This window comes from Paenibacillus sp. FSL H8-0457, from assembly GCF_038051935.1.
GTDB lineage: Bacteria > Bacillota > Bacilli > Paenibacillales > Paenibacillaceae > Paenibacillus_AQ > Paenibacillus_AQ lautus_A.
This window is the reverse complement of the sequence record NZ_CP150293.1, coordinates 5985539-6007999: the sequence shown is the minus strand read 5'-3', so window position 1 is coordinate 6007999 and position 22461 is coordinate 5985539. Positions and strand designations below refer to the sequence as shown.

Genomic DNA, 22461 nt, shown 5'->3' with positions numbered 1-22461 from the left:
GACATGAAATGAAAAAAGAAATCGTGTTTGTGGCCAATTATTTTCATCCGGATTATGCTTCGTCCGGGCAGCTGCTAACTGAACTTTGTTTGGAGCTCCAGCATGATTTTGATGTGACGGTTATCGCCGTTCAGCCGGAAAACGCAAACCACGTCCAGAAGAAAAGAATGTTTGAATACGATCAACTGGAACGTATACGGATTATCCGTCTTCGTACTCCTCAAGTGAATAAGCGAAGCAAATTCAGCCGCATCCTGTTTATTCTCTCCTATTTTCTATTGGCTGTTATCGCATTGCTTCGCATTAAGAAAGTGGATGTCATCTATACGATATCTTCTCCTCCGATTATCGGCGGATTGATTGGCGCCATCGGCAAGGTGCTGAAACGCGGAAAACTCGTCTATAACATCATGGATTTTAATCCGGAGCAAGCCGAAGCTATCAGTTACACGAATCGAAAATGGCTGTTTCGTCTGGCCAAGAGAATGGATAATTTGAGCTGCCGCATAGCCGACCATATCATCACGGTTGGACAGGACATGCAAGAGACGCTGAACAGCCGCTTTCGTGGACGCAGGGTACCGAGCAACAGCGTAATTAATAACTGGACCGACGAACAGGATATTACGCCGCTGCCCCGCAGCGATGCTAACGTGTCGAAGTTTTTGAAAGATCATGATCTGCAGGGAAAATTTATCGTGATGTACTCGGGGAATCTCGGTCTTTATTACGATCTGGAGAACATTATACGGGTCGCTTCGGATTTTAAGGATCATCCGGATATCCTGTTCGTTTTTATCGGCGATGGCGCCATGAAGCCTGAGATGCAGCGATATGTGGAGGAGAAGGGATTGGGGAATGTTCGGTTCCTTCCGTTTCAGCCTAAAGAAAACATCAAATACTCTCTATGCGCTGCGGATGTCCATTTGGTCGTCAATCAGAAAGGGATCAAGGGCGTCTCGGTTCCAAGCAAAATCTACGGCGTCATGGCCGCCGGAAAGCCGATACTCGGCGTTCTTGAGCAAGGAAGCGAAGCCGCCGTCCTTATTAAGGAAAGCGGATGCGGAGTCGTTGTGGAACCGCAACAATACCGCGAAATCTCCCAGCACATAGCGAATATGTATGCATGCGGTACGGAAACGTTGGAATTGACCGGACGTGGCGGAAGATTGTATTTGGAACGGTATCTTGCTAAGGCTCAGTCAATCGACAAATACCGGACGCTCCTGCAGTCCATATAGATGCTGTGATAAAAGGATGGAGGGAAGTAGTAAGATGAAGATTATTTTATTGTCCGGCGGTTCGGGTAAGCGTCTGTGGCCTCTCTCCAACGAGCTTCGCTCCAAACAGTTCCTTAAGGTGCTCCCTGGAGAAGAAGGAGAATCCGAGTCCATGGTGCAGCGCGTTTGGAAGCAATTGCAGAGGAGCAACTTGGCGGATTCATCCTTTATAGCCGCAGGCATTTCGCAGATTGAAATTATTCGAAATCAGCTTCCCGGCAGGGTGCCGATCATCGTAGAGCCGCAGCGCAGAGATACGTTCCCTGCGATCGCGCTAGCCGCCGTGTATCTGTATTCCATAGCCAACGTCAATTTACAGGAAACAGTTACCGTACTGCCGGTAGATCCTTTTGTGGAGGAGCCGTTCTTTCATACATTATCTTCTTTGGATCGCGTTTTGGAAGAGTCCGGAGCGGATATAGCGCTTATGGGGGTCAAGCCAACCTATCCTTCGGAGAAGTACGGTTATATTCTCCCTGAACAGACGGAGGATGCCTCGGGTGGTTACCGCAACGTAAAAAGCTTTAAAGAAAAACCAAGCGAAGAGCAGGCTTCGCAATACATCGCTCAATCCGCTTATTGGAACTGCGGCGTGTTCTCTTTTAAGCTGGACTATCTGATCCAGCTTCTGATCGATAAGGGACTGCCGATTCAATATGAGGAAATGTCCAAACAGTATGCAAGGCTCTCGAAGATTAGCTTCGATTATGAGGTGATCGAGAAGGCACAGCGCGTCGTGGTGGTTCCTTATGAAGGGAGCTGGAAGGATCTGGGCACTTGGAACACGCTTACAGAGGAGATTCCATCGCCGATCAACGGGAAAGGGACCATCAGCGACGATTGCTACAACACCCATTTGATTAATGAACTGGATATTCCGGTAGCGGTGCTGGGACTCTCCAATGTCGTGGTAGCCACTGGCGCAGACGGCATCCTGGTTACGGAGAAATCATCCAGCCCGAGGTTGAAGGAATTTATTTCTCATATCGAACAACGGCCCATGTATGAGGAACGCCGCTGGGGATGGTACCGTGTACTCGATCTGCAAAAGCATAAGAACGGACATGAGGTTCTTACCAAGCGGATTCGGATTGATGCAGGAAAGAACTCCAGCTATCATTATCATCTGCATCGCGAAGAATACTGGACGATCACCAGCGGTACAGGTGAAGTCTGCATTCAAGACCAGGTAAAGTCCGTTCAGGCTGGGGATGTGCTCAAAATACCCGCCGGCACCTTGCATGGGATTCGCGCGCTTGAAGATCTTGAATTCATTGAGGTTCAATCCGGTACCGAAGTATCGGAGGAGGATACGATCCGGTTAACCTTTCAATGGGAAGAGATGACCCAGTTCGTCTAAGGACAAAGGTAATTTCATGACGGGGGAGAATGCCGTGGGCAGAAACAGAAGCAGCTACAGGAGCAGGAGGCTCCTGTTTATCATCGTCATTGTTTTCGTTTGGATGAGCATCATTTTTTTCTTCTCCTCCCAGTCGTACCAGCAGCAGGATCTAAGGCCGTGGCTGCAGGAGCACTTGCCAGAGGCGGCGATTGAACATTGGTTTTCATGGGTTTCGTTTACTTATGCCGGAGAGATCGTCAGCATCGATGCCAAGGGTGTGCCCGGTTTTGTTGAATTTTTTATCCGAAAGGCAGCCCACATCGGGGAATACTTCGTCCTTGGTGGCTTGTTGCTGCTGCTGTTGACGAATTTGCTGCGAATCAGGGCTAGCATAGTCATACCTGTGTCATGGTGCTTGTGCGCGTTGTATGCCGTTAGCGACGAGCTGCATCAAAGCACATCAGGGTACCGCATCTTTAAGGCACAGGATGTTGTCCTGGATTCGATTGCCGCATTGGTCGGAATAACGCTGGTCAGTGCATATACATATTGGAGGTCTATGAAATCGAGGCCGAGGGAAGTGTTAGATCGGAAAGGATGACGAGGCATGAAAAAATGGCTGAAGATTACGGCGGGAGCGCTCGTGAGTCTGACCGTGTTGGCAGGCGGTTATGGTGTGTATGTGTACCAGTCCGTCAAAGCGACGGCTGAACAAATTTATGAGCAGCGGGAACCCTCATCGCCTCCCGCTTTTATAACAGCCGATCCCATCCTGCAGGAAATCCAGACGGCGGATATTGATCGGCGCGAGCCCTTTACGGTGCTTGTGCTGGGAGTAGACGAACGTCCGAATGACCGGGGAAGGTCGGACGCGATGATTATGCTGTCCGTCAATCCGTCGAAACAGTCGATCCTGATGTTTAACATTCCTCGAGACACTCGTACAGTCATCGCGGACCGCGGCACGGAGGATAAAATCAATCATGCCTACGCGTTCGGAGGCATCCAAATGTCCGTACGGACCGTTGAGGAATGGCTCCGATTTCCGGTAAATTATTACGTTAAAGTCAACATGGAGGGCTTTGCGAACATCATAGACGCGCTTGGCGGAGTCGATATTGATAACGCGTTGGCATTTGATTATGAGGGCCATCATTTTGCCAAGGGACGGCTGCATTTGAACGGCCGGGAAGCATTGGCTTTTTCACGGATGCGTTATGAGGATCCCCGCGGCGATTTAGGCAGGAACTCCAGGCAGCGTCAAATCGTGAAAGAAGTGTTGAACAACGCGCTTGACGTTTCAACGGTCTTCAAGCTTGAAGCTTTGCTTAAGGAGGTCGGGTCAAGCGTAAAGACAGACGTCCGATTTGATGAAATGAAGACGTTTGTAACCGACTATCGCCAGGATATGAAAACCATCAAACAGATCGAAATTCAGGGAGGCGGGCAGAAGATCGGCGGTGTCTGGTATTATCAAGTGAGCGAGAAGGAACGTCAGCGTATCCATCAACTGCTTAAAGAGCATATGGATCGAAACGAATGAGACGATGAGTGCATGGATGCTTAATGGCTCTGACAATGAAACAGCGGGCATGAAAAGAGGGGGAAGACGTTAAGTCTTCACCCTCTCCGTATTGTATTGCATCATGATCATCGCATCGATTATCCTAACTTGATCCAGGAATGGACGCCTTTAGAACGCTGTTTGCAAATATACAGCGAATCTACCCCGTTACTGTCCTCAACCATGATGATTCGGCCGCGGTGGGCAGCAGAAGCAGCCGGTATCGCAGGCAACGGACTGAGGATCATGCTGCTGGAGCGAACCAATTCGGTAAAGACAGCCGAACTCGCGATCGTTTCCTCCCCGTAAGGAATGTTATTTACCAGATTCGGCAGCACGAATATCGAATGGACTTGGAGATTAAGCGGCTCGTATACCACGAGGTCGACGATGTCCGTGTAGTATTTCTTGAACGTTTTCGTAATGGTAAAGCGTTCGGAGCCGGAAGGAAGAATAAGAGTCAGATCGTTGGTGTCCCCGCCGATATCAATAAATAGCGGCGTTGATTTCCCCGACAGGTTCGTGCCAGACAGCACGAAGGTGTAATATTCATGCTTATGCAGACGTTCTACGGTTCTCATACGGAGCTTGGTCTTTGAGCCGGTTGAACTTTGAGTGACGATACAGCCGGATGGAGCCGCTTGTTTAAAGGCAAAACCCGGGTCAGGTTCGACGGAATACGGGACATCATTCGTAAACATGGCGCTGAGAGACGGGTTTCGAAGCAGGTTATGGCCAGAGGAGCCGATATAAGGTACGGTACGTCGTTCCGTTAAATAGAATGCATCCCGAAATGATGTCCGGTCCGCGATATTCTCGACAACTACGCAGCCGACAGGGTCCTTGATAAGCGTGCCGTGTGTCGTATTGGGATGATTGGCTTGAATCCGGTAGTTACGCGGTCCGAGGATGATATCCTGCGATGCCGTAGAACCCGGATCTACGGTGACGATGTATCCTTTATTGGGATTGTAATCCGTGATCGCGTAGTGATCCAGACGGCATCCGTCAATCCACACGCCTGACGTATGTCCGTAAATTCCCACAAAGCTCTCATAGGTCGCTTCCGCGTGGCATTCTTCGATCGAAACGGCACGGGCATTATCCAGCTTGATGAGTGGGGCGGTCATCACTTGATTCGCCGCAATCGCATCCCTCATGACATCTTCCTCGGTGCGTCCCTCTGCAGGAGAAGCAGGGGGGACGGTTTGTTCGCTCCTCTCAAAGGCCGTTGAGGTAATATGAATGCTGTCCGAATTCACAATTTCCAGATGGGGGTAATTTCGCACAGACCTGGAGAAGAAACAGCTATCAATCGTTGTGCACAACACAATATCCTCTAACTTTAAGCCCGTACCCAAGTAACCCGTCTCCTGCCAGAAACGGCAATCGCGAAACGAGATCATATAGCCTCCATAGCCCGAGGTGGGATTCGTCCCGCTTCGCATCCCCTGAATATAAACTCCGAATTTTCCTTCACCGCATGCGCTTGAGAAGAAACGCTCAAACATTTGGTGTGCGCCCTGCGGCAGATAGATGCCACCACCCGCAGCGTGGTTAATATAAAAATCCCTAAATAAGATAGTCTCGGCCATGTCTTTATCACTGTATAGGGCAAAGTCTGTTCCCGTATAAATAATACCGCTATCATACATTCCGTCCCCGTAGATGGTAAGTCCAATTCCTTGCGTGGCGTTGGTGTTGGGCCTTTCCTGTTTCGGTAATACCAAGGTTTGCGTTATGCGATATCGGCCTTTAGGCATATAGATGACGGAATATGCACCGGAGGCACACGCTTGGATCGCTTGTTGGAAGGCTAACGTATCATCTGAAACGCCATCACCTTTTGCACCGAAATTTTTCACATTGGCTTGACTGTTCAGTACAGGCATTTTCGCACCCTCCCATCTGTCGGAATGTTATCCTCATACAAAATATGATCAAGCATCGGTCGGAGTGATGCCAATTCACCTAATTGTCCTTAAATAGCCAAGAAATATTTATGTTTTCGTTTGACAAAAGAGTGCAAATTTATTAGGATACATTCTGTATCAACAACCATTATATCAAGCCATTTCTCATTGGGAGTGGAACATTCATGGAAAATGAACTGAAAATGTACTGTATATGTTGTCGTCGGATCGTGTCGATGATCGAGGGAGTCAGCGTGTTTAAAACCGGTTTCTATCGATACGATATGCCTATGGGCATATGTGGAAAGTGCAAAACGGCTGCATCCAATGAGCTATTTTACATGGCGCAGGACCTTTGAATGATTGGCTGATTCAGACGGCTTGGAGCGGAGTCTATTAGACTCATGCCTGGTATTGTGTATAATGGGGAATATTGAACTTGTTTCGTTAGGGGCAAAGGAGAATTCACATGAAGCAGGAACCGCTGGTAAGACTGCTCGGGGTTACGAAGAAAATATCGTCGAAGGTTCTGGTAGATGATGTGACCTTTGATATCGCACCTGGACAAATCTTCGGTTTCCTTGGGCCGAACGGGGCAGGCAAGACGACAACCATCCGCATGATGGTCGGGCTGATGTCCATTACCCAAGGGGATATAACCATCGGGGGATACAGCATTCGGAAAAATTATGAGCAGGCTGCTGCCCAGATCGGGGCGATCGTCGAGAATCCGGAAATGTACAAGTTTCTATCCGGTTACAATAATTTGAAGCATTTTGCACGCATGATGCAGGGGATTACGAAGGAGCGTATCGACGAAGTGGTGGAACTCGTCGGGCTCGGGAACCGGATCCATGAGAAGGTGCAGACCTATTCGCTGGGGATGCGCCAACGGCTCGGGGTGGCACAGGCGCTGCTGCACCGGCCCAAACTTCTGATCCTGGACGAGCCTACGAACGGCTTGGATCCTCAGGGCATTCGGGAGCTGCGTGATTATTTGCGGCGATTGACGCAGGAGGAAGGGACCACCGTCTTCGTATCCAGCCATCTGCTGTCGGAAATGGAGCTGATGTGCGATACCGTCGGCATCATCCGTCACGGCAAGCTGGTCGATATCCGGCAGCTTCGCACGGACGGGGGAGAGCGGATGTTTGAAGAGACGGCATTTACCGTCAGCGACGCGGATGCCGCCGCAGCGCTCCTCCAGGACTACCAGGCGACAGCCCGGGAGCATCGCGTCCTTGTTCGCGGTGACCGGGATATGATTGCGGACATCAATGCGGCATTGGTCGAAGCGGGCATACGCGTATATGCCATACAGCCGGTAACCCGGTCGCTGGAGGATCAATTTTTGGAAATGACGGGAGGGGGATCTCTTGTTGAATAACTTTACCCGTCTTGTTGCCAATGAGAATATGAAAATTTACTACCGCGTGCGGACATGGGTGATGCTGGGCATACTTGTCTTATTTAATGCGGCCATGCCTGTCATGCTGTACTTGACGGATGCGCCGATGGATGTCTGGACCGTGTTCACTTGGACGGAGAGTTTCACCATATACCTCAGCGCGATCTTCACGGTTGTCATCGCCGCGGATATCGTGGCCGGGGAATTTAGCGGAGGCACCATCAAATTGCTGCTGATCCGGCCGTGGAGCCGGGGGAAGATTCTGTTATCCAAATTCGCCGCCTTGTGTCTGTTCGGGCTGCTCTGTGCGGGAATCACCATGGTGGTGGGCATCGCTGTCTCGATGCTGCTGTTCTCCGGCAATGCCGGATTCTCGGACGGATTTGATGGATCGCCCATGAGCAATTCCCTCTTGCTCCTGCTGACGGATACGATCCAGGTGTTTGTCATTTCGCTGATTGCATTTATGCTCTCCACGGTATTCCGTTCAGGCGGCCTTGCGATTGGATTATCGCTGCTGGTCCTGTTCACCAAGGATATCTTCGGTTTTATCTTTAACCCGGAGCGGTTTGTATGGGCGAAGTATTTGCTCTTTCTTCACACCGATCTGAGCGGGTACATCAGCTCGCCGGTCGGGCCGGGAGGCGTGGGGCTGGGCTTTTCTGTAGCGATTTTGGCCGTCTATTGCTTACTGTTCATGCTGGTCTCGTGGCTGGCCTTCACTAAGAGAGACGTAGCAGCGTAATTCAAAACGATGAGAAAAGAGCTCCTTCCGCCGTGTGGATCACATGGATGAGAAGGGGCTCTTTGATTGTGTCGGCTGCAGGATCCGGCCGAAGCGGATATCGTGTTCGAATTCGGGTGGTCGTCCATACGCCGGGTTAACCTGCTTCCGGACGCTGAAGGGGCAGTGTGGTGTTAGTCGATTCCGAGGCTTCCTGAGAAGAGGTCTGCTGGTCCATCCGGCTTGCCCCGTGAAGAAGCCCGCCCTCCATAACGATAAGGGAAGCGGCGTGAACATCCCCGTACATTTGCCCCGTTGTCGTAATCGTCAGTTTATTTTCCGCCGTCACATCCCCATAGACCTTGCCGGCCACGATGACTTCCCGAGCGGAAATATTGGAGCGGGCAATCGCGGCTTCGCCTATGGTGACGCAGCCTTGGCTTTCGATGGAGCCGTTAAAGCGGCCGTCGATCCTCAGGTCATCCTCGCATTGCAGGACGCCCTCCACTTCGCTTCCTGGCCCGATCAGCGTATCGGTCCGCTCTGACGCCCGTTTCTTCTTGTTTTTCTTCTTCATCTGTCATTCCTCCTATTCGAAAATGGATGGTGTGCTTATTGCAGATAAGGCAAAGGGTCAATCGTCTGATTGTTTTTGACGACCTGGAAATGAAGGTGAGGGCCCGTGCTTCGCCCGGAGGAGCCCAGCTTGCCAATCGTTTCGCCCTGCTCGACATGATCGCCTGCCGACACGTCCAGGCTGTCCAGATGCATGTACCACGTCTCCAGACCATTCGGATGCCTGATGACGATATACAGCCCCCGCGCCCCGCTGCGTTCCGCTGCCGTCACCTCGCCGGCACCTGCGGCATAGATAGGATCGCCGGTTTTCCCGGCAATATCGATGCCGGCATGATAGGCCGAGCGGCCGGTAAAAGGATCGCTTCGATAACCAAAATTCGAGGTGAGCCGCTTGGAGGTGGTCGGCCATAATGAAGGCGTGCCCTCACGCCTTTCCTGGGTTTCCTGGGCCTGATCCAGCGTACGCGGAATATGCTGCTCCATGCGTGAAATCAACTGCTGCATGTTCTCGAAATCATCCTGGGTCTCCCTGGCGAGGTTTAACATTTCATTCTCATGAACGGCAATGAATTCACCGCCGACATGCTGCTTATCCTCGTCAGCGATGGAGGAGGTCTGGCCGGACAGGCTGCCGTGCTTCTCAATAAACTGCTGAAGCTCCTGCTCCAGCTGCTGAACGCGCTCCATCTGGACCTTCGTTTGCTCTGCTTCACCCGATAGCTGAATGATCGCTTTATTTAGGCGTTCGATGGCTTCATTCTTATCGGTGACCGTCACTTCCATCTTTAAGGCTTCCAGGCTTTTCAGCGTCAGCTGCTGCTCCAGCCCCGAGATGGTCTGAGCCGACTGGATCTGGAGGGAAACGATCAGTCCGGCGATGGACAAAATAGCGGCCGCGGGCACCGCTATCATCAAAGGTTTGGACAGATGGACCTGTTTGACTGAATGCTGGGCATCCCGAAGCACCAGCAAGGTTAAGCGTTGTTTACGGTGTGCGGTTTTCATGGCATCTCCCTTCCATGCATTATTTATGGTTTACAAGGGCACCCGCTAGACTTGGCCAACTCCTTATCTAGTATGTATTCTATTCTTTCGAAGAACATGTCAAAAATTATTAGATAAGAGAACTTATTCAGTATGGCGCCGCATTGGGTAATTGAATAAATACATATGGAATTGGTCAATGATGTAGTGTAGTTAATTGCTTGTCTTTCATTTCAAACGTTTTGACAAAGGGCTGCTCAATATATTATTCATCGTGAGGAGGCTGCCGATATGGTGTGGCTTCTGGTTGCACTTATTACTTTTATTTTGCAGATGGTTGCGGTGCTGCTGCTTGAGTTTCGAAATCCGTCCAAGGCCGTGGCATGGCTGTTTATTTTATTTTGCCTCCCCTTTATCGGGTTTGTACTCTATTTCTTTGTGGCGCAGGATTACCAGAAGCGATTGAAGATTCGCAAGCGGGGTTCCCGTTTGTTTCAGGAAATCAGGGCGCATTTGTGGGATCGGGCGGCGGTCGTCCGAAGAAAAGGAGATATGAACAATCCCGGCTTTCATCATAATGACCGTTTGTTCAATCTGCTCAATCACTTGTCGGAGAGTCCCATCACGGGCTGTAATCAAAGCCGGGTGTTGACCGATGGGGAAGAGACGTATGAGGCCATGCTGAACGCCATGGAGGAGGCCAAGGATCACATTCACGTGGAGTTTTACATCTTTCGCCATGATCGGATCGGCACGAAGTTTCAGGACGTCATGATTCGAAAAGCGCAGGAAGGCGTCAAGGTGCGCCTGGTTTGTGACGGGCTGGGCAGTTATAAACTCAAGAAAACATTCATTCAGCGCTTCAAAGAATCGGGAGTGGAGTTCTATTTCTTCCTGCCCGCCATGGTCTCGATGTTCAGCCGCAGAATCAATTACCGGAACCACCGCAAAATCGTCGTCGTGGACGGCACGATCGGTTTTCTGGGCGGCATTAACGTCGGGGACGACTATCTTGGCGAATATCCGAATATGGGCTACTGGCGCGACACGCATCTGGAAGTAAAGGGGGATGCGGTCTATTTTCTGCAAAATGTGTTTCTGCACGATTGGAAGCTCGCGTCCGGAGAGCGCATTGCGGATTTCGGGCTGTTTCCGGAGCATCAATGCACCGGGGAGGAGCAAGTGCAGATATTGAGCAGCGGACCGGATCTGAACTGGAATGCCATTCAGGAAATGTGCTTCGGGGCGATTTCCGTGGCCAAAGAACGGATATGGATTACCACGCCGTATTTCATTCCCGATGAAGGAATTTATGAAGCTCTGAAGACGGCTGCGGTGAGCGGCGTGGACGTACGGATCATTATTCCGGATCACGCCGATTCCCGCCTCGTCAAGATGGCAAGCTTGTCCTACGTGGAAGAGCTGCTGGCAGCGGGAGTCAAGTTCTACGAGTATGAAAAAGGGTTCATCCATGCCAAGGTGCTCATTGTGGACGAGCTTCTCGGTTCGGTCGGTACGGCGAATATGGATATGCGGAGTTTCTTCTGTAACTTCGAGCTGACGGCTGTGCTGTTTGATCGGCTGCCTATTGAGCGGTTGGTTTCGGATTTTAAGGAAGATCTGCAACATAGCAGGCTTATTGATGCGGAGGTGTTCCGTCAGCGCGGAAGATGGCAGAAAGCGGCCGAAATTATGTGCAGGATGCTGTCGCCATTGCTGTAAAAGTATATTTTACATGAGATGTGAGAATGACGGAAATCCGAGTAAAAAGCAGGATAAACTGCGAAAAATCTATGTCCCGCTTTTATTTATATGATAGAATATTTATATAGGATCCACTTATAAATATATATTAGCTTGGTTTCATAAAGTTGAACGGGGGAGATTTATGTCAAGTGATGTGAAGATTCTGGCGCAAGTGAAAGCGGAGCAGCAGAAGCCGGAGAATCCCAAGGCAGGCTCAGCGACCTTGAAGCTTCTCCGCCGTCTGGTGTTCTTAACTTTCGGCGCGATTTTGATGGCAGTAGGGCTGGAAATCTTTCTGGTGCCGAACAAGATTATTGACGGAGGGATTACCGGAATCTCGATTATGGTTTCCCATATCACCGATATTCCGCTGGGTGTATTCCTGACTTTGTTCAACCTTCCGTTTTTGTTTATGGGATATAAACAGATCGGAAAAACCTTTGCATTATCCACGCTGTTCGCCGTATTGGTCATGTCCGTCGGCACTTATTTCCTGCATCCCGTCGATCCGATCACGATCGATCCGCTGCTTGCAGCCGTGTTCGGCGGCGTGCTTCTCGGAATCGGGGTCGGCCTTGTTATCCGGTCCGGCGGTTCCTTGGACGGGACGGAAATCGTGGCCATTCTGATCAACAAGAGAACGCCGTTCTCCGTCGGCGAAATCGTGATGTTCATCAACGTATTCATTCTAGGCAGCGCAGGTTTCATTTTCGGCTGGGACCATGCCATGTACTCGCTGATTGCGTATTACCTTGCGTTTAAATTGATCGATATTACCATTGAAGGCATTGATCAATCCAAATCGGTTTGGATTATCAGTGATAAGCATAAGGAGATCGGTGATGCGCTGACCCAGCGTTTGGGACGCGGCGTAACCTACCTCGAAGGCGAGGGCGCTTATTCCGGAGACAGCAAGAAGGTTATCTTTGTGGTTATCACTCGCCTGGAAGAAGCAAAGCTCAAATCCATTGTGGAAGACTGGGACTCCCAGGCCTTCGTAGCCGTCGGCAACATCCATGATGTGAAGGGCGGCCGCTTTAAGAAAAAGGCAATCCATTAATACAATCATTTCAGGCTCCACCCGGTGCGAGAGTTAGCGCGGGTGGAGCCATTTTTTGTTTAAAGAGTATCGGCTTGCAGGCGCAGCGCCTTCTTCTCGCGCACATAATGACGAATGATTCGCGACATGGCCTGGACGGCGGCGGATTGACCGACGGCCTGGTTCACGGTTCCGGTGAAATAGAGGCCCGACTCCGGGTGATGGAAGGCAAATGCCCCGGATTGGCCCCAGTGGCCGATGAGTCCGCGTCCCAGACTGAAAGGAGATAGCGGCTGTCTTGAAATGCCGATGCCATAGAAGAAGGGGCCGGGAGCAAACAGGAAGTTCCACTGCCTCTGGAGCTCCCTCAAATCACCCAGCGGAAACAAATCCCCGTTAAAAAAGGATCGCAAAAACGTCATCGTTTCCCTTGCCGTGGAGACGATCCCGCCCTCCGCACCGACTGATGCCATATACAAGGGAAGGTCCAGTCGCTTCTGCTTGTAATGGAACGGAACGGGGGACGCATCCTCCGGGTCATGATAAAAATAGGTTTGCGTCAGCTTGAGCTTGTCGAAGATGTATTCCTGGAATACGGCCTGAATGGATTCGCCCTTGATATTCTCGATGATTTGGCCAAGCAGCCGATAGTTGGTGTCGGAATATTGGGCTTTTTTCTGCTGTCCCGGTTTGAATTTAGGCGTTTTCCTTTTGGCCGCGGCCAGGACTTGGTCCAGGCTCCAAGCTCGATCCTTCCCGGCGATCAGATTCGAGAAGACGGTTCCCGAGAAATAGTCCGGGATGCCGGACGTATTGGACATCAAATGCTGAACGGTGATTTCTTCGCCGTAATCCCGGTTCTTAAACCTGTGGAGCCCGGTCATAATCTCTTCGGGCAGGTGCTTGCCAATGGGATCATGGAGCTCGAGCCGCCGCTCGGCGCGTAATTTCAAGAGTACGGCAGTCACGTACAACTTGGTCACGCTGGCAATGAAATAGCGGGCGTCAGGCTGCATATCACCTCCGCTGCCGACTATGGACAATGACCGCTCCTGGTCCTCGACGCACATCACTGTGCTAAACACATTTCTTTTATTGGCGATTTGAGTCACACATGCATCCAGAACCGCTTGCTTCAGGATTGTTCCCATTGCCGTTCTACCTCCCATGAATCGTAATTTTTCTTTCCTTCAGTTTAGATTCCGTTTCCCTCATGTTTCCGGGCACGCGCAGCACGTATGAACGCTTCAGCGGCTTCGTCCATCATATTCATCATCTGCTCGTCATCCACGTTCTTCGTGAACAGATCGTTTGCCACCATGACGCAGAGACCTGTCTGAAACACCTGCATGTTCAATAAAATAGATTGCAGTTCCTGATCCGAAAATCCCGCGAGCTCCGGATCCTGCCTCATCAATCCGATAACTTCGTCCAGTTGTTCCGGCGTATTCTTCATATGGGGATTGTCTTTCATCATGAGGTCCCGATAAAGCACGGGATATTCCTTGGCAAAGCGGAGACTTGCCATGCCGATATCCCGGAACGGCTGTCCGGATTGCTGCTCCATGATCATTCCTCTGGCCACATGGAAGGCTCTTTCGACGACCTGCTGAAGCAGTTCCTGGACGTCGTTGAAATTGACATAGATCGGCGCGATGGAGCTGCCGAGACGTTCGGCTACTTTTCGGATCGTAATGGACTCGATGCCATCCGTTTTGGCAATGTCGAATGCGGCTAGCACGATATCTTGTTTGGTAAACTTCGTTTTTGGTGCCATGATGTCTACAGCTCCTTAGGTTATTCATATGTAGAACGATCAATATATATCACTTGATATATATTGATTATAAAGAGTAATTGGACCGATTTCAATCCGGTCATCATGAAGCATTCATGGAATCAGGATTTGTAAATCCAGTAAAAACCACTTATAATAAGAACATATGTTTGTTAAAATAAAGAATAATGATATAGAGCATGGCAGATCCAGGGAGGAGGAAACGGAATGGCTCGTACGCAATATGAACGCATAACCACCAAGCAAACATTAAACCGAGTGAAGGAAGAGCGGATGCCCTTCGATTGGTCCATCAATCCGTATCGAGGTTGCGGACATGGCTGCAGCTTTTGCTATGCCCGCGCATTTCAATCGTTTATCGGGATGGGAGCGGAAGACGAGTTCCAGCACCATATTTTTATGAAGTCGAATGCGGCGGAAGCGCTGGAGAAGCAGCTGTCGAGCGCGGCGAGGAAGTTTAACTATGATATTGAAGCGATGCGGAGATCGATCGGACAGGTGACGATCGGAACGGCAACCGACCCGTACCAGCCGATCGAGGGCAAGGAGACCCTTACGCGGGAATGTCTGAAGCTGCTCGCTAAATACCGCATTTCTACCAGCATTACGACGCGTTCTCCGCTCGTATTGAGGGATTTGGATATCTTGACCCGGATGGAGAACGTGTCCGTCAACATAAGTCTCAACACGCTGAGCGGGGACGTCATCCGGAAGCTGGAGCCGGCATCGCCTCATCCGGAGGCCAGGCTTGATGCGATCCAAAGATTATCGGCTGCTGGCATTAGAACAGGCTTGTTTGTGGCGCCTGTGCTGCCCTTTTTGACGGACGAGGAGCCGGAACTGAAGGAGCTCTTGTCCCAGGCAAAGGAAAGAGGCGTTTCCTTTGCGATGATCTCCTTGCTGAGACTGTCGCGCGACGTGAAGAAATGGTACCTCGAAACGCTGAAACACCACTTCCCCGAGGTGGTTCAATCCTACCGCGAGTTATATGGGCAAGGCGCTTATGCGGAAGAGCATTACGTTCGTTCCGTCAAGGCGATGGCGTCCAGGCTGTTGAACGAATATGGGCTGAGCGGATTGACCATGGGGGCACCTGCTGCCGTCAACCGGTCCGGACCGATTGCAGCCTCGGAGAACGATACATCGGATGAAGGTACCAACGATCACCCTGCGAGGGAATGGGCTGCTCCTGTACGTCCAAGGAAGCTTCCTCAACCGGCGGCCCCGGTTTCCGGAGAGGAGCTTACTCCTGCTGTTGAGCAGCTATCCTTTCCTTTTTGACGCTGCCTTACCCTTTGGCTTCAGATGCCGGATGACATTCTCGATCGGTTGGGGCGGCAGGGTCTGCAGCAGGTCGCCCTTTTCCCTCAGCCGTTCTTCGATGTTCAGCAGGTGAAACTCCGTGGGAGAAACGTCCTGGCGGACTTCGTCCCACGTGAGCGGCGTGGAGACGGTCCCGAGCCGCCGAGCCCGCGGGGTGTAAGGAGCGGCGAGCGTCCTCCCGCTGTAGTGCTGAAGATAATCGAAGTAGATTTTATCGCCGCGGTTCTTCTTCAGCCGCTCGATGGTGAACAGCTTCGGGAACTTCTCCGTCACGTATTGGCCCACGAATTGGCCAACCGTTCGAAGTTCATCGAACGTTACGCCTTCCGGAATCGGAACGATGATCTGCACTCCGGTCGCTCCCGAGGTTTTCGGGACGGAGGACAGGCCCAGGGAGCTCAACACGTCCCCTACAATGGCCGTCGCCTCCATAATCCGGGGCTCCTCCGGGAGCGTGGGATCCAAATCGATCATCCATTCGCAGGGCAGATGGCTGCCTGCCAGATGCAGGGAAGGGTGAAACTCAAGCGCAGCCAGATTCCCCAGCCAGAGCAGTTCCGGCAGCCCGTTGAGCAGCACGTAGTTAATATTTTCGTGCACATAAGTCTGAACAAAAGGCGGCAGCGGCTCGGGTGCATTTTTCTGGTAGAAGGATTCGCCTTGGGCTCCGTGCGGATACCGGATGGTCGTGAGCAGCCTGCCCCGGCAGTACCGGAGCAAGAAAGGCGAGATGGCCGCAAGCTTTTGCAAATACATTGCCTTGGTAATGCCGACCTCCGGCCACAGCGGTTTGTCGGGATTCGTAATTTGAATCTCTTGCCCCTCGATCGTCAGGGTGCCTTTAACGGTACGAGCCATATGGTTTACACCCCCTCAATCGATACGAGTTTGGGATGGCGCATCATGCCATCCTGGCTCCACTCGAGAAATGTGACCTGGACTGATAAAGGCTGGTTAAGCCAGGCCAGCTGTTCTTTCTTCAGGTCGGTATGGAGCGTTCTCCATATCGCGTCAGCACGATGGCTTTCGGCATATTGCAGCAGTTTCTTCTTCGTTTGCTCATTGAGCCCCAGGGAAGCCCGGCCGATGTAGTTCCCATCGTCGTCTGCGATGACGAGGCTGGCTACGCGACCTTCCCTGATGATCATGGCGACGGCGGAGGCTGCCATGTTCACGGCAATTTTCTTTTTGTACCAATCCCGATGCTTTTTGCCCTCACGGTAAGGCGAGGAGAGGCGCTTCATGACAATGCCCTCCCAACCGCGCTGTTCCGCCCAGTCCCATAACGGTTCGCCTTCAAGAAACAGATCGGCGGTCAGCAGGCCCGGAATGTCGGAAACCGTCTCCTTGAGACGATGATGACGTTCCAGATAAGGCAGCTTGCGCAAGTCCTCGTCGCCGTCCACCAAGATATCGAACAGCACATAAGTAAACAGAGGAGCGCTCGTACTGACCGTACGCGAACGCTCCCGCTGAAGAACCTTCTGAAAGACGGGGCGGCCAAGCTCCGGATGAAAATACACGACCTCGCCATCCAGGAGAAGACGCTGATCCTGCAGGACGGATAATGCCTGAACGACTTCGGGGTACAGGGATGTTTTGTCGAGCATCTTGCGGGAATACAGGGATACGCGGTTCTGGTCAAGCCCGGCCAGAATGCGTACGCCATCCCATTTCAGCTGATAACCCCAATCTTCGCCCGTCGTAATCTGATCCGTCGAGATCGGAGCCATCGGCTCTTTCGGCAGCAAATTTTGCAACTGTCCCATGCGGCTTTAGGATGGGGAATCGGATTTCTTGGATTTGGTCGTCCGGCGTTTCGGCTTCGGTGCGTCCGCGTCAGCTTCCCCGCCGCTGACCTTGGCTGCAGGCTCTTTGGCAGCGGTCTTCCGGGTCGTTTTACGCGGCTTCGGCTTGGTGCCCGGGTCCGTTCCGATCGGCTTTACGGCCTCGATGCTGGCCTGAAGGGCCGCCATCAGATCCACGACGTTGGTCTCCTGACGGGCAGGGGCAATCTTGATCTCTTCGCCGGACACTTTGCTGTTGATCAGGTCCAGCAGGCGTTCGCGATAATCATCCGTATATTTTTCAGGGTCAAAGGGAGTCGACAACTGGTCAATCAGCAGTTTGGCCATATCCAGCTCCTTGGCGTTGACCTCCGTTCGCTCAGGTAGATTCGGGACCTGCGAAATCGGCCGGATTTCATCCGGGTAGAAAATCGTCTCGATCGACAGGCATTCATCCAGCACGCGAATCGCAGCCAAACTGCTCTTGGAGCGAATGGCAATTTTGGCGATGCCGATTTTGCCGGACTGCTTCATCGCTTCCAGCAGCAGCCGGTATGCATTGGCACCTGCTTGATCCGGCGAGAGATAGTAGGTCTTCTGGAAGTAGATCGGATCGATCTCGGTCAGATCGACAAAGTCCAGAATGGTGATGTTTTTGCTGTTCGCTTCGGCGAGCTGCTCCAGCTCTTCTTTTTCGAACAACACGAATTTCCCCTTCTCGTACTCATAGCCCTTCGTAATCTCCTCCCAGGCAACCTCCTCTTCACATACCGGACATTTGCGGATGTAGGAGAGCGGGCTGCCGCACTCCTTGTGAATGTACCGCATCGAAATATCCTTGTCTTCCGTAGCCGAGAACATCTTCACCGGCACGTGCACCAGACCAAAGCTGATCGCGCCCTTCCAAACCGTATGCATTCTATGAAACCTCCTATCAAGTTCTAATATGTTTTGGGTATGACCGTGTAGTAAACGCAATAAACGACGACTATAATTTTTTGAACTACCTCTAGTAGTGCGTGTTCAAAAAGGTCGGTTTTCAGCACCGAGAAGGTTGGATGAAGCTAGGGACGTCAGGAGCGGAGCGTACGTTTTGGGTACGTGAGCACCGGAAGGCCCGGCTGAATTCAAGATTCGATGCCGAGCTGCTTCCTGATTCGCTTCGTGATCAAAAGCGGACTTTTTGAACTACCTCTATTAGTGTGCCCAAAAAAAGACTCTAGTATGAGTTATAGCTCAGGATTGCATAATTAGAACCTGTTTGTGGCATATTGACGATGAACGCTGCCTGTAAAAGGAGGTATCTTCTCATGATGGAGTCTAGAGAAACCGAAACGTCGGAAGAGATACAGAAGGACAGAGCCTCGGACCATTCCGCATCCGAACCGGTGAACGGCGACATGGTGGATTGGAACAGCCTGACCTCGGAGGAGAGCGAGATCTCTCGGGAATCTACCATGTTCGATATTGACCGGATGATTAACGAAGGCCTTGGCGGAGGCAATGTCACGATGGATAACGGACTGATCGGCCCATCCACCACCGACACGATGGAGGTCGTGGACGAATCGCCAAGAGAACCGGAAGAAGGAGGATCATAACGTATGGAGATGCAGCGCGCCGTGGAGATTTTTAACTCCAAGGATACTTACAAGGTGAACCTGGAAGGGGAGCCAGTCTGGATCGAGCAGATCGATCCGCAGAACGGGATGGCTACCGTTCAGGTTGGTTCCCGTCCGACCAATACGCTGACGGTGAATGTGGACCGGCTGAAGGAAGGCGAATAGCCTGATTAAAGGGGCTTAGCTTCCTTGCAGAAGCTTGAAATGGCATGAAAACACACCTTGTTCGGGGTTCCGTACTGTCGGAAACCGGATAAGGTGTGTTTGGTTTGCGTATAATTTGCCGTTAACGCAGCCCTCTGAAAAATAATTGGATATCATCCATCAGCAGATCAGGAGCTTCCCATGCGGCGAAATGGCCGCCCCGGTTCTTGCAGCGGATTGGGAGGACCGATATAATGAAGATCAAGTATTTTGAGATATGGGCAAACTAAATAAAGGGTGGGTTATCAGTGAATAATGGCCGTACGGAGGGCCGGTTTCGAATGACTTCAAGCAGTCTGGAGGAGACGGAGCAGCTTGCTGCTTGGCTGGCCGCGAGGGCGGAGCCAGGGACCGTCATCGGTCTGGACGGGGATCTTGGAGCAGGAAAAACGGCATTCTCCCAACAATTTGCACGGCATCTTGGGGTGAACGGTGTTGTGAATAGCCCGACGTTTACCATTATTAAAGAATATGAGGGGCGTCTGCCGCTCTACCATATGGATGTATACCGTTTGTCGGTCGATGAGGCGGATGAGCTTGGGCTGGACGAATATTTTTATGGTGACGGGGTTTGTCTCGTGGAATGGAGCAGCCTGATCACCGAGCTTATGCCTGAGCAGTATCTCCATATCCAGCTAGAAACGACGGGCGAAACGAACCGGATCATCACACTTTCAAGCCAGGGCGGGCCTTATGGCGAGTGGTGCCGGGATTTGAATGAAAAATGGGGTAGCATGAATGAACAACAATGACAAAAAGCCGCAGCAGCGGTTTTTGGCGCTGGATACGTCAACGGCTTCGCTGGCGGTATCCGTGATGGAGCAGGACAAGCTGCTGTCGGAGGTTAACACGAATGCGGACCGCAACCACTCGGTGCACCTGCACCCCGTGATGGATCAGGCGCTTGCGGAAGCCGGCCTCGGCATGGACCAGGTAGACGGCATTGCCGTAGGTGTGGGCCCGGGTTCCTATACGGGCATCCGCATAGCGGTGACCGCAGCCAAAACATTGGCATGGGCCAATCAGCTTCCGGTCGTCGGGGTATCCAGCCTGCATGCTTTGGCATGGGGGGGCTTAAAATCCGGATGGAGCGAGACGGCGGCAGAAAAGGGAGTCCACTGGGTCGTTCCGCTGCTGGATGCCAGACGGGGACAAGTGTATACGGCATTGTTCGCTGCCGATTCAAAACGCCAAGCGGAAGCGCCGGTACGTATGGAGACGGACGGCATCCGCCTGATGCAGTCCTGGGTGGAAGCCATAGAGGAACGAATCAGCAAGCTGCCTGAAGAGGAGCGCCCGGTCTGCATATGGTTTATCGGGGAAGTGGAGCTTCATGCGGAGGCCTCTCGCGGGCTTGAGCCGTGGTTTGGAGACAGGCTCCGGATTCATCCGTACTCGCTGGAGGGCCGCTGGATGGGGTATCTGGGAGCAGCCAGATTACTCGCCGGGGAAGCGGATGATGTGCATACCTTGGTGCCCAATTATACACAGCTTTCCGAAGCGGAAGCGAACCTGCTGCGCAAGCGGTGAAGGGAGCGTAGGATTCGTTATGGACGAGCAGAAGAAGCCGGCAGACGGTGAAGAAGGTTTGTCCTTCCGGCTGATGACCCTGGAGGATATACCGGAGGTTCTCGAGGTGGAGCGCGAAGCGTTTACCGTGCCCTGGACCGAGGAAGCTTTTCACAATGAGCTGAAACTGAATCATTTTGCGCGTTATATGATTATGGAATACGAAGGCCGAACCGTAGGGTATGCCGGCATGTGGACGATCGTGGATGAAGCGCACGTCACGAATATTGCCCTGCTGGAGCAGTATCGCGGACGCAAGTGGGGCGATCGGCTGCTGTCGGAACTGATGAAGACCGCTGCCTATATGGGGATGGAGAAAATGACGCTCGAGGTTCGGGTATCCAATCACGTTGCCCAGCGTTTATATATCAAAAAAGGGTTTAAACCAGCCGGTGTCCGGAAGGGGTATTATTCCGATAACCAGGAAGACGCACTCATCATGTGGGCAGATCTGCCCCCTTATCGGGAGGACGATGGCGAGGAAGGAAGTCAAAGGCTATCATGAAGGATGAAAAAATAGACCGGCAGCACAGCTGCATTTTGGCGATAGAAACGAGCTGCGATGAAACCTCGGTTGCCGTCGTAAAGGATGGCTGCGAGGTATTGTCCAGCGTCATTGCCAGCCAGATTGAAACGCATAAAGCATTTGGCGGGGTGGTGCCCGAGGTGGCCTCCCGCAAGCATGTGGAGAGCATTACGTTAATTATTGAGCAGGCCGTAGCCGAGGCCGGGATCGAAATGAAGGATTTATCGGCGATCGCCGTCACGCAGGGCCCCGGTTTGGTCGGAGCTCTTCTCGTGGGCGTCATGGCGGCCAAAAGCCTGGCGTTTGCGCTGGGCAAGCCGCTGATCGGCACGCATCATATTGCGGGTCATATTTACGCAAACCGCTTTGTGGGCGATATCGCCTATCCTTGCATGGCGCTGGTTGTTTCCGGCGGCCATACCGAGCTGGTCTACATGAAAGACGAGGGCAGCTTTGAGTTAATCGGCAGGACGCGGGATGATGCGGTTGGCGAAGCGTACGACAAGGTGGCAAGGGCGCTTGGCTTCCCGTATCCCGGAGGCCCACATGTCGACCGAATGGCCTTGGAAGCCGAGGAGGTCGTGGATCTTCCCCGCGTATGGCTGGAGCCGGATTCATATGACTTTAGTTTCAGCGGTTTGAAATCGGCTGTATTAAATGTCGTCAATCAGAGCAAAATGCGTGGAGAGGACGTTCGGACGGAAGCGATAGCCCGGGGCTTTCAAGAATCCGTCGTGGAGGTGCTTGTGGAGAAGGCGGTTCGCGCGGTCAAAGCATACGATGCCAAACAGCTGCTGCTGTGCGGGGGCGTAGCCGCCAATCGCGGACTTCGTCAAGCATTGTCCGAGCGGTGCGGGCAGGAAGGAATCCCGCTGACGATCCCGCCATTTCAATATTGCACCGATAACGGAGCGATGATTGCGGCCGCGGCGCATTTGAAATGGAAGCGGGAGAGCTTTACGCCGCTGGATATGAAGGCTGATCCGCAAATGTCGCTGGAATATTGGGCGGAACATTAAGCTAAAGCTTCTTGACACGTCTGTGGTCCAGAAC

At 52.1% G+C, this 22461-nt stretch carries 23 protein-coding genes; 15 read left to right on the top strand and 8 right to left on the bottom strand.

The features are described from left to right. Positions 1–8 precede the first annotated feature (8 nt). The 4 genes from MHI43_RS26945 to MHI43_RS26930 are packed head-to-tail and all read left to right on the top strand — an operon-like array spanning position 9 to position 4165. On the top strand, positions 9–1241 hold the full coding sequence (locus MHI43_RS26945; RefSeq protein ID WP_036665166.1) for a glycosyltransferase family 4 protein: 1233 nt from the start codon (positions 9–11) through the stop codon (positions 1239–1241). A gap of 34 nt (positions 1242–1275) precedes the next feature. Continuing rightward, positions 1276–2640 (top strand): sugar phosphate nucleotidyltransferase, encoded by a 1365-nt coding sequence (locus MHI43_RS26940; protein ID WP_015737313.1) that lies wholly within the window; start codon positions 1276–1278, stop codon positions 2638–2640. Between the two features lie 34 nt (positions 2641–2674). Beyond that, complete coding sequence (locus MHI43_RS26935) at positions 2675–3223, top strand: VanZ family protein (RefSeq protein WP_015737312.1); 549 nt, start codon at positions 2675–2677, stop codon at positions 3221–3223. Between the two features lie 6 nt (positions 3224–3229). Then, positions 3230–4165, top strand: a complete 936-nt coding sequence (locus tag MHI43_RS26930) for an LCP family protein (protein WP_036665168.1) — start codon at positions 3230–3232, stop codon at positions 4163–4165. Positions 4166–4284: 119 nt separating this feature from the next. Here MHI43_RS26930 and MHI43_RS26925 read toward each other — a convergent pair whose 3' ends face one another. Beyond that, on the bottom strand, positions 4285–6078 hold the full coding sequence (locus tag MHI43_RS26925; RefSeq protein WP_036665170.1) for a glycosyl hydrolase family 28-related protein: 1794 nt from the start codon (positions 6076–6078) through the stop codon (positions 4285–4287). Between the two features lie 490 nt (positions 6079–6568). On the opposite strand from MHI43_RS26925, the gene MHI43_RS26920 reads away from it, so the two are divergent. Continuing rightward, positions 6569–7486: an ABC transporter ATP-binding protein gene (locus MHI43_RS26920; protein ID WP_015737308.1), complete on the top strand. Its 918-nt coding sequence runs from the start codon at positions 6569–6571 to the stop codon at positions 7484–7486. Beyond that, complete coding sequence (locus MHI43_RS26915; protein WP_235201877.1) at positions 7479–8252, top strand: ABC transporter permease; 774 nt, start codon at positions 7479–7481, stop codon at positions 8250–8252. Before MHI43_RS26920 ends, MHI43_RS26915 begins: the two co-directional genes overlap by 8 nt. Before the next feature lie 136 nt (positions 8253–8388). On the opposite strand, the gene MHI43_RS26910 is transcribed toward MHI43_RS26915, so the two are convergent. Beyond that, positions 8389–8808: a polymer-forming cytoskeletal protein gene (locus MHI43_RS26910; RefSeq protein ID WP_036665172.1), complete on the bottom strand. Its 420-nt coding sequence runs from the start codon at positions 8806–8808 to the stop codon at positions 8389–8391. Positions 8809–8843: 35 nt separating this feature from the next. Beyond that, positions 8844–9815, bottom strand: coding sequence for a M23 family metallopeptidase (locus MHI43_RS26905; RefSeq protein WP_015737306.1), 972 nt, complete (start codon positions 9813–9815; stop codon positions 8844–8846). Positions 9816–10085: 270 nt separating this feature from the next. Here MHI43_RS26905 and cls point away from each other — a divergent pair, with 270 nt between their 5' ends. Further along, positions 10086–11516: a cardiolipin synthase gene (gene cls, locus MHI43_RS26900; RefSeq protein ID WP_015737305.1), complete on the top strand. Its 1431-nt coding sequence runs from the start codon at positions 10086–10088 to the stop codon at positions 11514–11516. 166 nt (positions 11517–11682) lie between these two features. Continuing rightward, positions 11683–12600, top strand: a complete 918-nt coding sequence (locus MHI43_RS26895; protein ID WP_015737304.1) for a YitT family protein — start codon at positions 11683–11685, stop codon at positions 12598–12600. A gap of 59 nt (positions 12601–12659) precedes the next feature. On the opposite strand, the gene MHI43_RS26890 is transcribed toward MHI43_RS26895, so the two are convergent. Beyond that, on the bottom strand, positions 12660–13730 hold the full coding sequence (locus tag MHI43_RS26890) for a serine hydrolase domain-containing protein (protein ID WP_036665174.1): 1071 nt from the start codon (positions 13728–13730) through the stop codon (positions 12660–12662). 44 nt (positions 13731–13774) lie between these two features. Beyond that, positions 13775–14356, bottom strand: a complete 582-nt coding sequence (locus MHI43_RS26885) for a TetR/AcrR family transcriptional regulator (protein ID WP_036665175.1) — start codon at positions 14354–14356, stop codon at positions 13775–13777. 228 nt (positions 14357–14584) lie between these two features. On the opposite strand from MHI43_RS26885, the gene MHI43_RS26880 reads away from it, so the two are divergent. After that, complete coding sequence (locus MHI43_RS26880) at positions 14585–15658, top strand: radical SAM protein (protein WP_036665176.1); 1074 nt, start codon at positions 14585–14587, stop codon at positions 15656–15658. On the opposite strand, the gene ligD is transcribed toward MHI43_RS26880, so the two are convergent. The 3 genes from ligD to MHI43_RS26865 are packed head-to-tail and all read right to left on the bottom strand — an operon-like array spanning position 15641 to position 18405. Continuing rightward, a complete protein-coding gene (ligD, locus tag MHI43_RS26875; protein ID WP_015737300.1) occupies positions 15641–16558 on the bottom strand; it encodes a non-homologous end-joining DNA ligase in 918 nt (305 codons plus the stop codon). The two genes, MHI43_RS26880 and ligD, sit on opposite strands and share 18 nt — an antisense overlap. A 5-nt stretch (positions 16559–16563) precedes the next feature. After that, entirely contained in the window at positions 16564–17469 is a 906-nt protein-coding gene (locus MHI43_RS26870) for a DNA ligase (protein WP_036665178.1), read from the bottom strand. 6 nt (positions 17470–17475) lie between these two features. Next, complete coding sequence (locus MHI43_RS26865; protein WP_036665180.1) at positions 17476–18405, bottom strand: Ku protein; 930 nt, start codon at positions 18403–18405, stop codon at positions 17476–17478. Positions 18406–18797: 392 nt separating this feature from the next. On the opposite strand from MHI43_RS26865, the gene MHI43_RS26860 reads away from it, so the two are divergent. The 6 genes from MHI43_RS26860 (at position 18798) to tsaD (ending at position 22427) form a co-directional block, all read left to right on the top strand. Continuing rightward, positions 18798–19088, top strand: coding sequence for a hypothetical protein (locus tag MHI43_RS26860; protein ID WP_036665182.1), 291 nt, complete (start codon positions 18798–18800; stop codon positions 19086–19088). A gap of 3 nt (positions 19089–19091) precedes the next feature. After that, positions 19092–19274 carry an H-type small acid-soluble spore protein gene (locus tag MHI43_RS26855; RefSeq protein WP_015737296.1) on the top strand — a complete coding sequence of 61 codons (183 nt, stop codon included), beginning with the start codon at positions 19092–19094 and terminating at the stop codon, positions 19272–19274. A gap of 320 nt (positions 19275–19594) precedes the next feature. After that, positions 19595–20065, top strand: a complete 471-nt coding sequence (gene tsaE / locus MHI43_RS26850) for a tRNA (adenosine(37)-N6)-threonylcarbamoyltransferase complex ATPase subunit type 1 TsaE (RefSeq protein WP_015737295.1) — start codon at positions 19595–19597, stop codon at positions 20063–20065. Continuing rightward, the gene (tsaB, locus tag MHI43_RS26845) at positions 20052–20843 is read left to right on the top strand and encodes a tRNA (adenosine(37)-N6)-threonylcarbamoyltransferase complex dimerization subunit type 1 TsaB (RefSeq protein WP_036665185.1); all 792 of its coding nucleotides are present in this window, start codon (positions 20052–20054) and stop codon (positions 20841–20843) included. The genes tsaE and tsaB overlap by 14 nt, the downstream gene beginning before the upstream one ends. A 19-nt stretch (positions 20844–20862) precedes the next feature. Beyond that, entirely contained in the window at positions 20863–21387 is a 525-nt protein-coding gene (gene rimI, locus MHI43_RS26840; protein ID WP_015737293.1) for a ribosomal protein S18-alanine N-acetyltransferase, read from the top strand. Beyond that, positions 21384–22427 (top strand): tRNA (adenosine(37)-N6)-threonylcarbamoyltransferase complex transferase subunit TsaD, encoded by a 1044-nt coding sequence (tsaD, locus tag MHI43_RS26835; protein ID WP_036665186.1) that lies wholly within the window; start codon positions 21384–21386, stop codon positions 22425–22427. The genes rimI and tsaD overlap by 4 nt, the downstream gene beginning before the upstream one ends. The last annotated feature ends 34 nt before the right edge of the window (positions 22428–22461 follow it).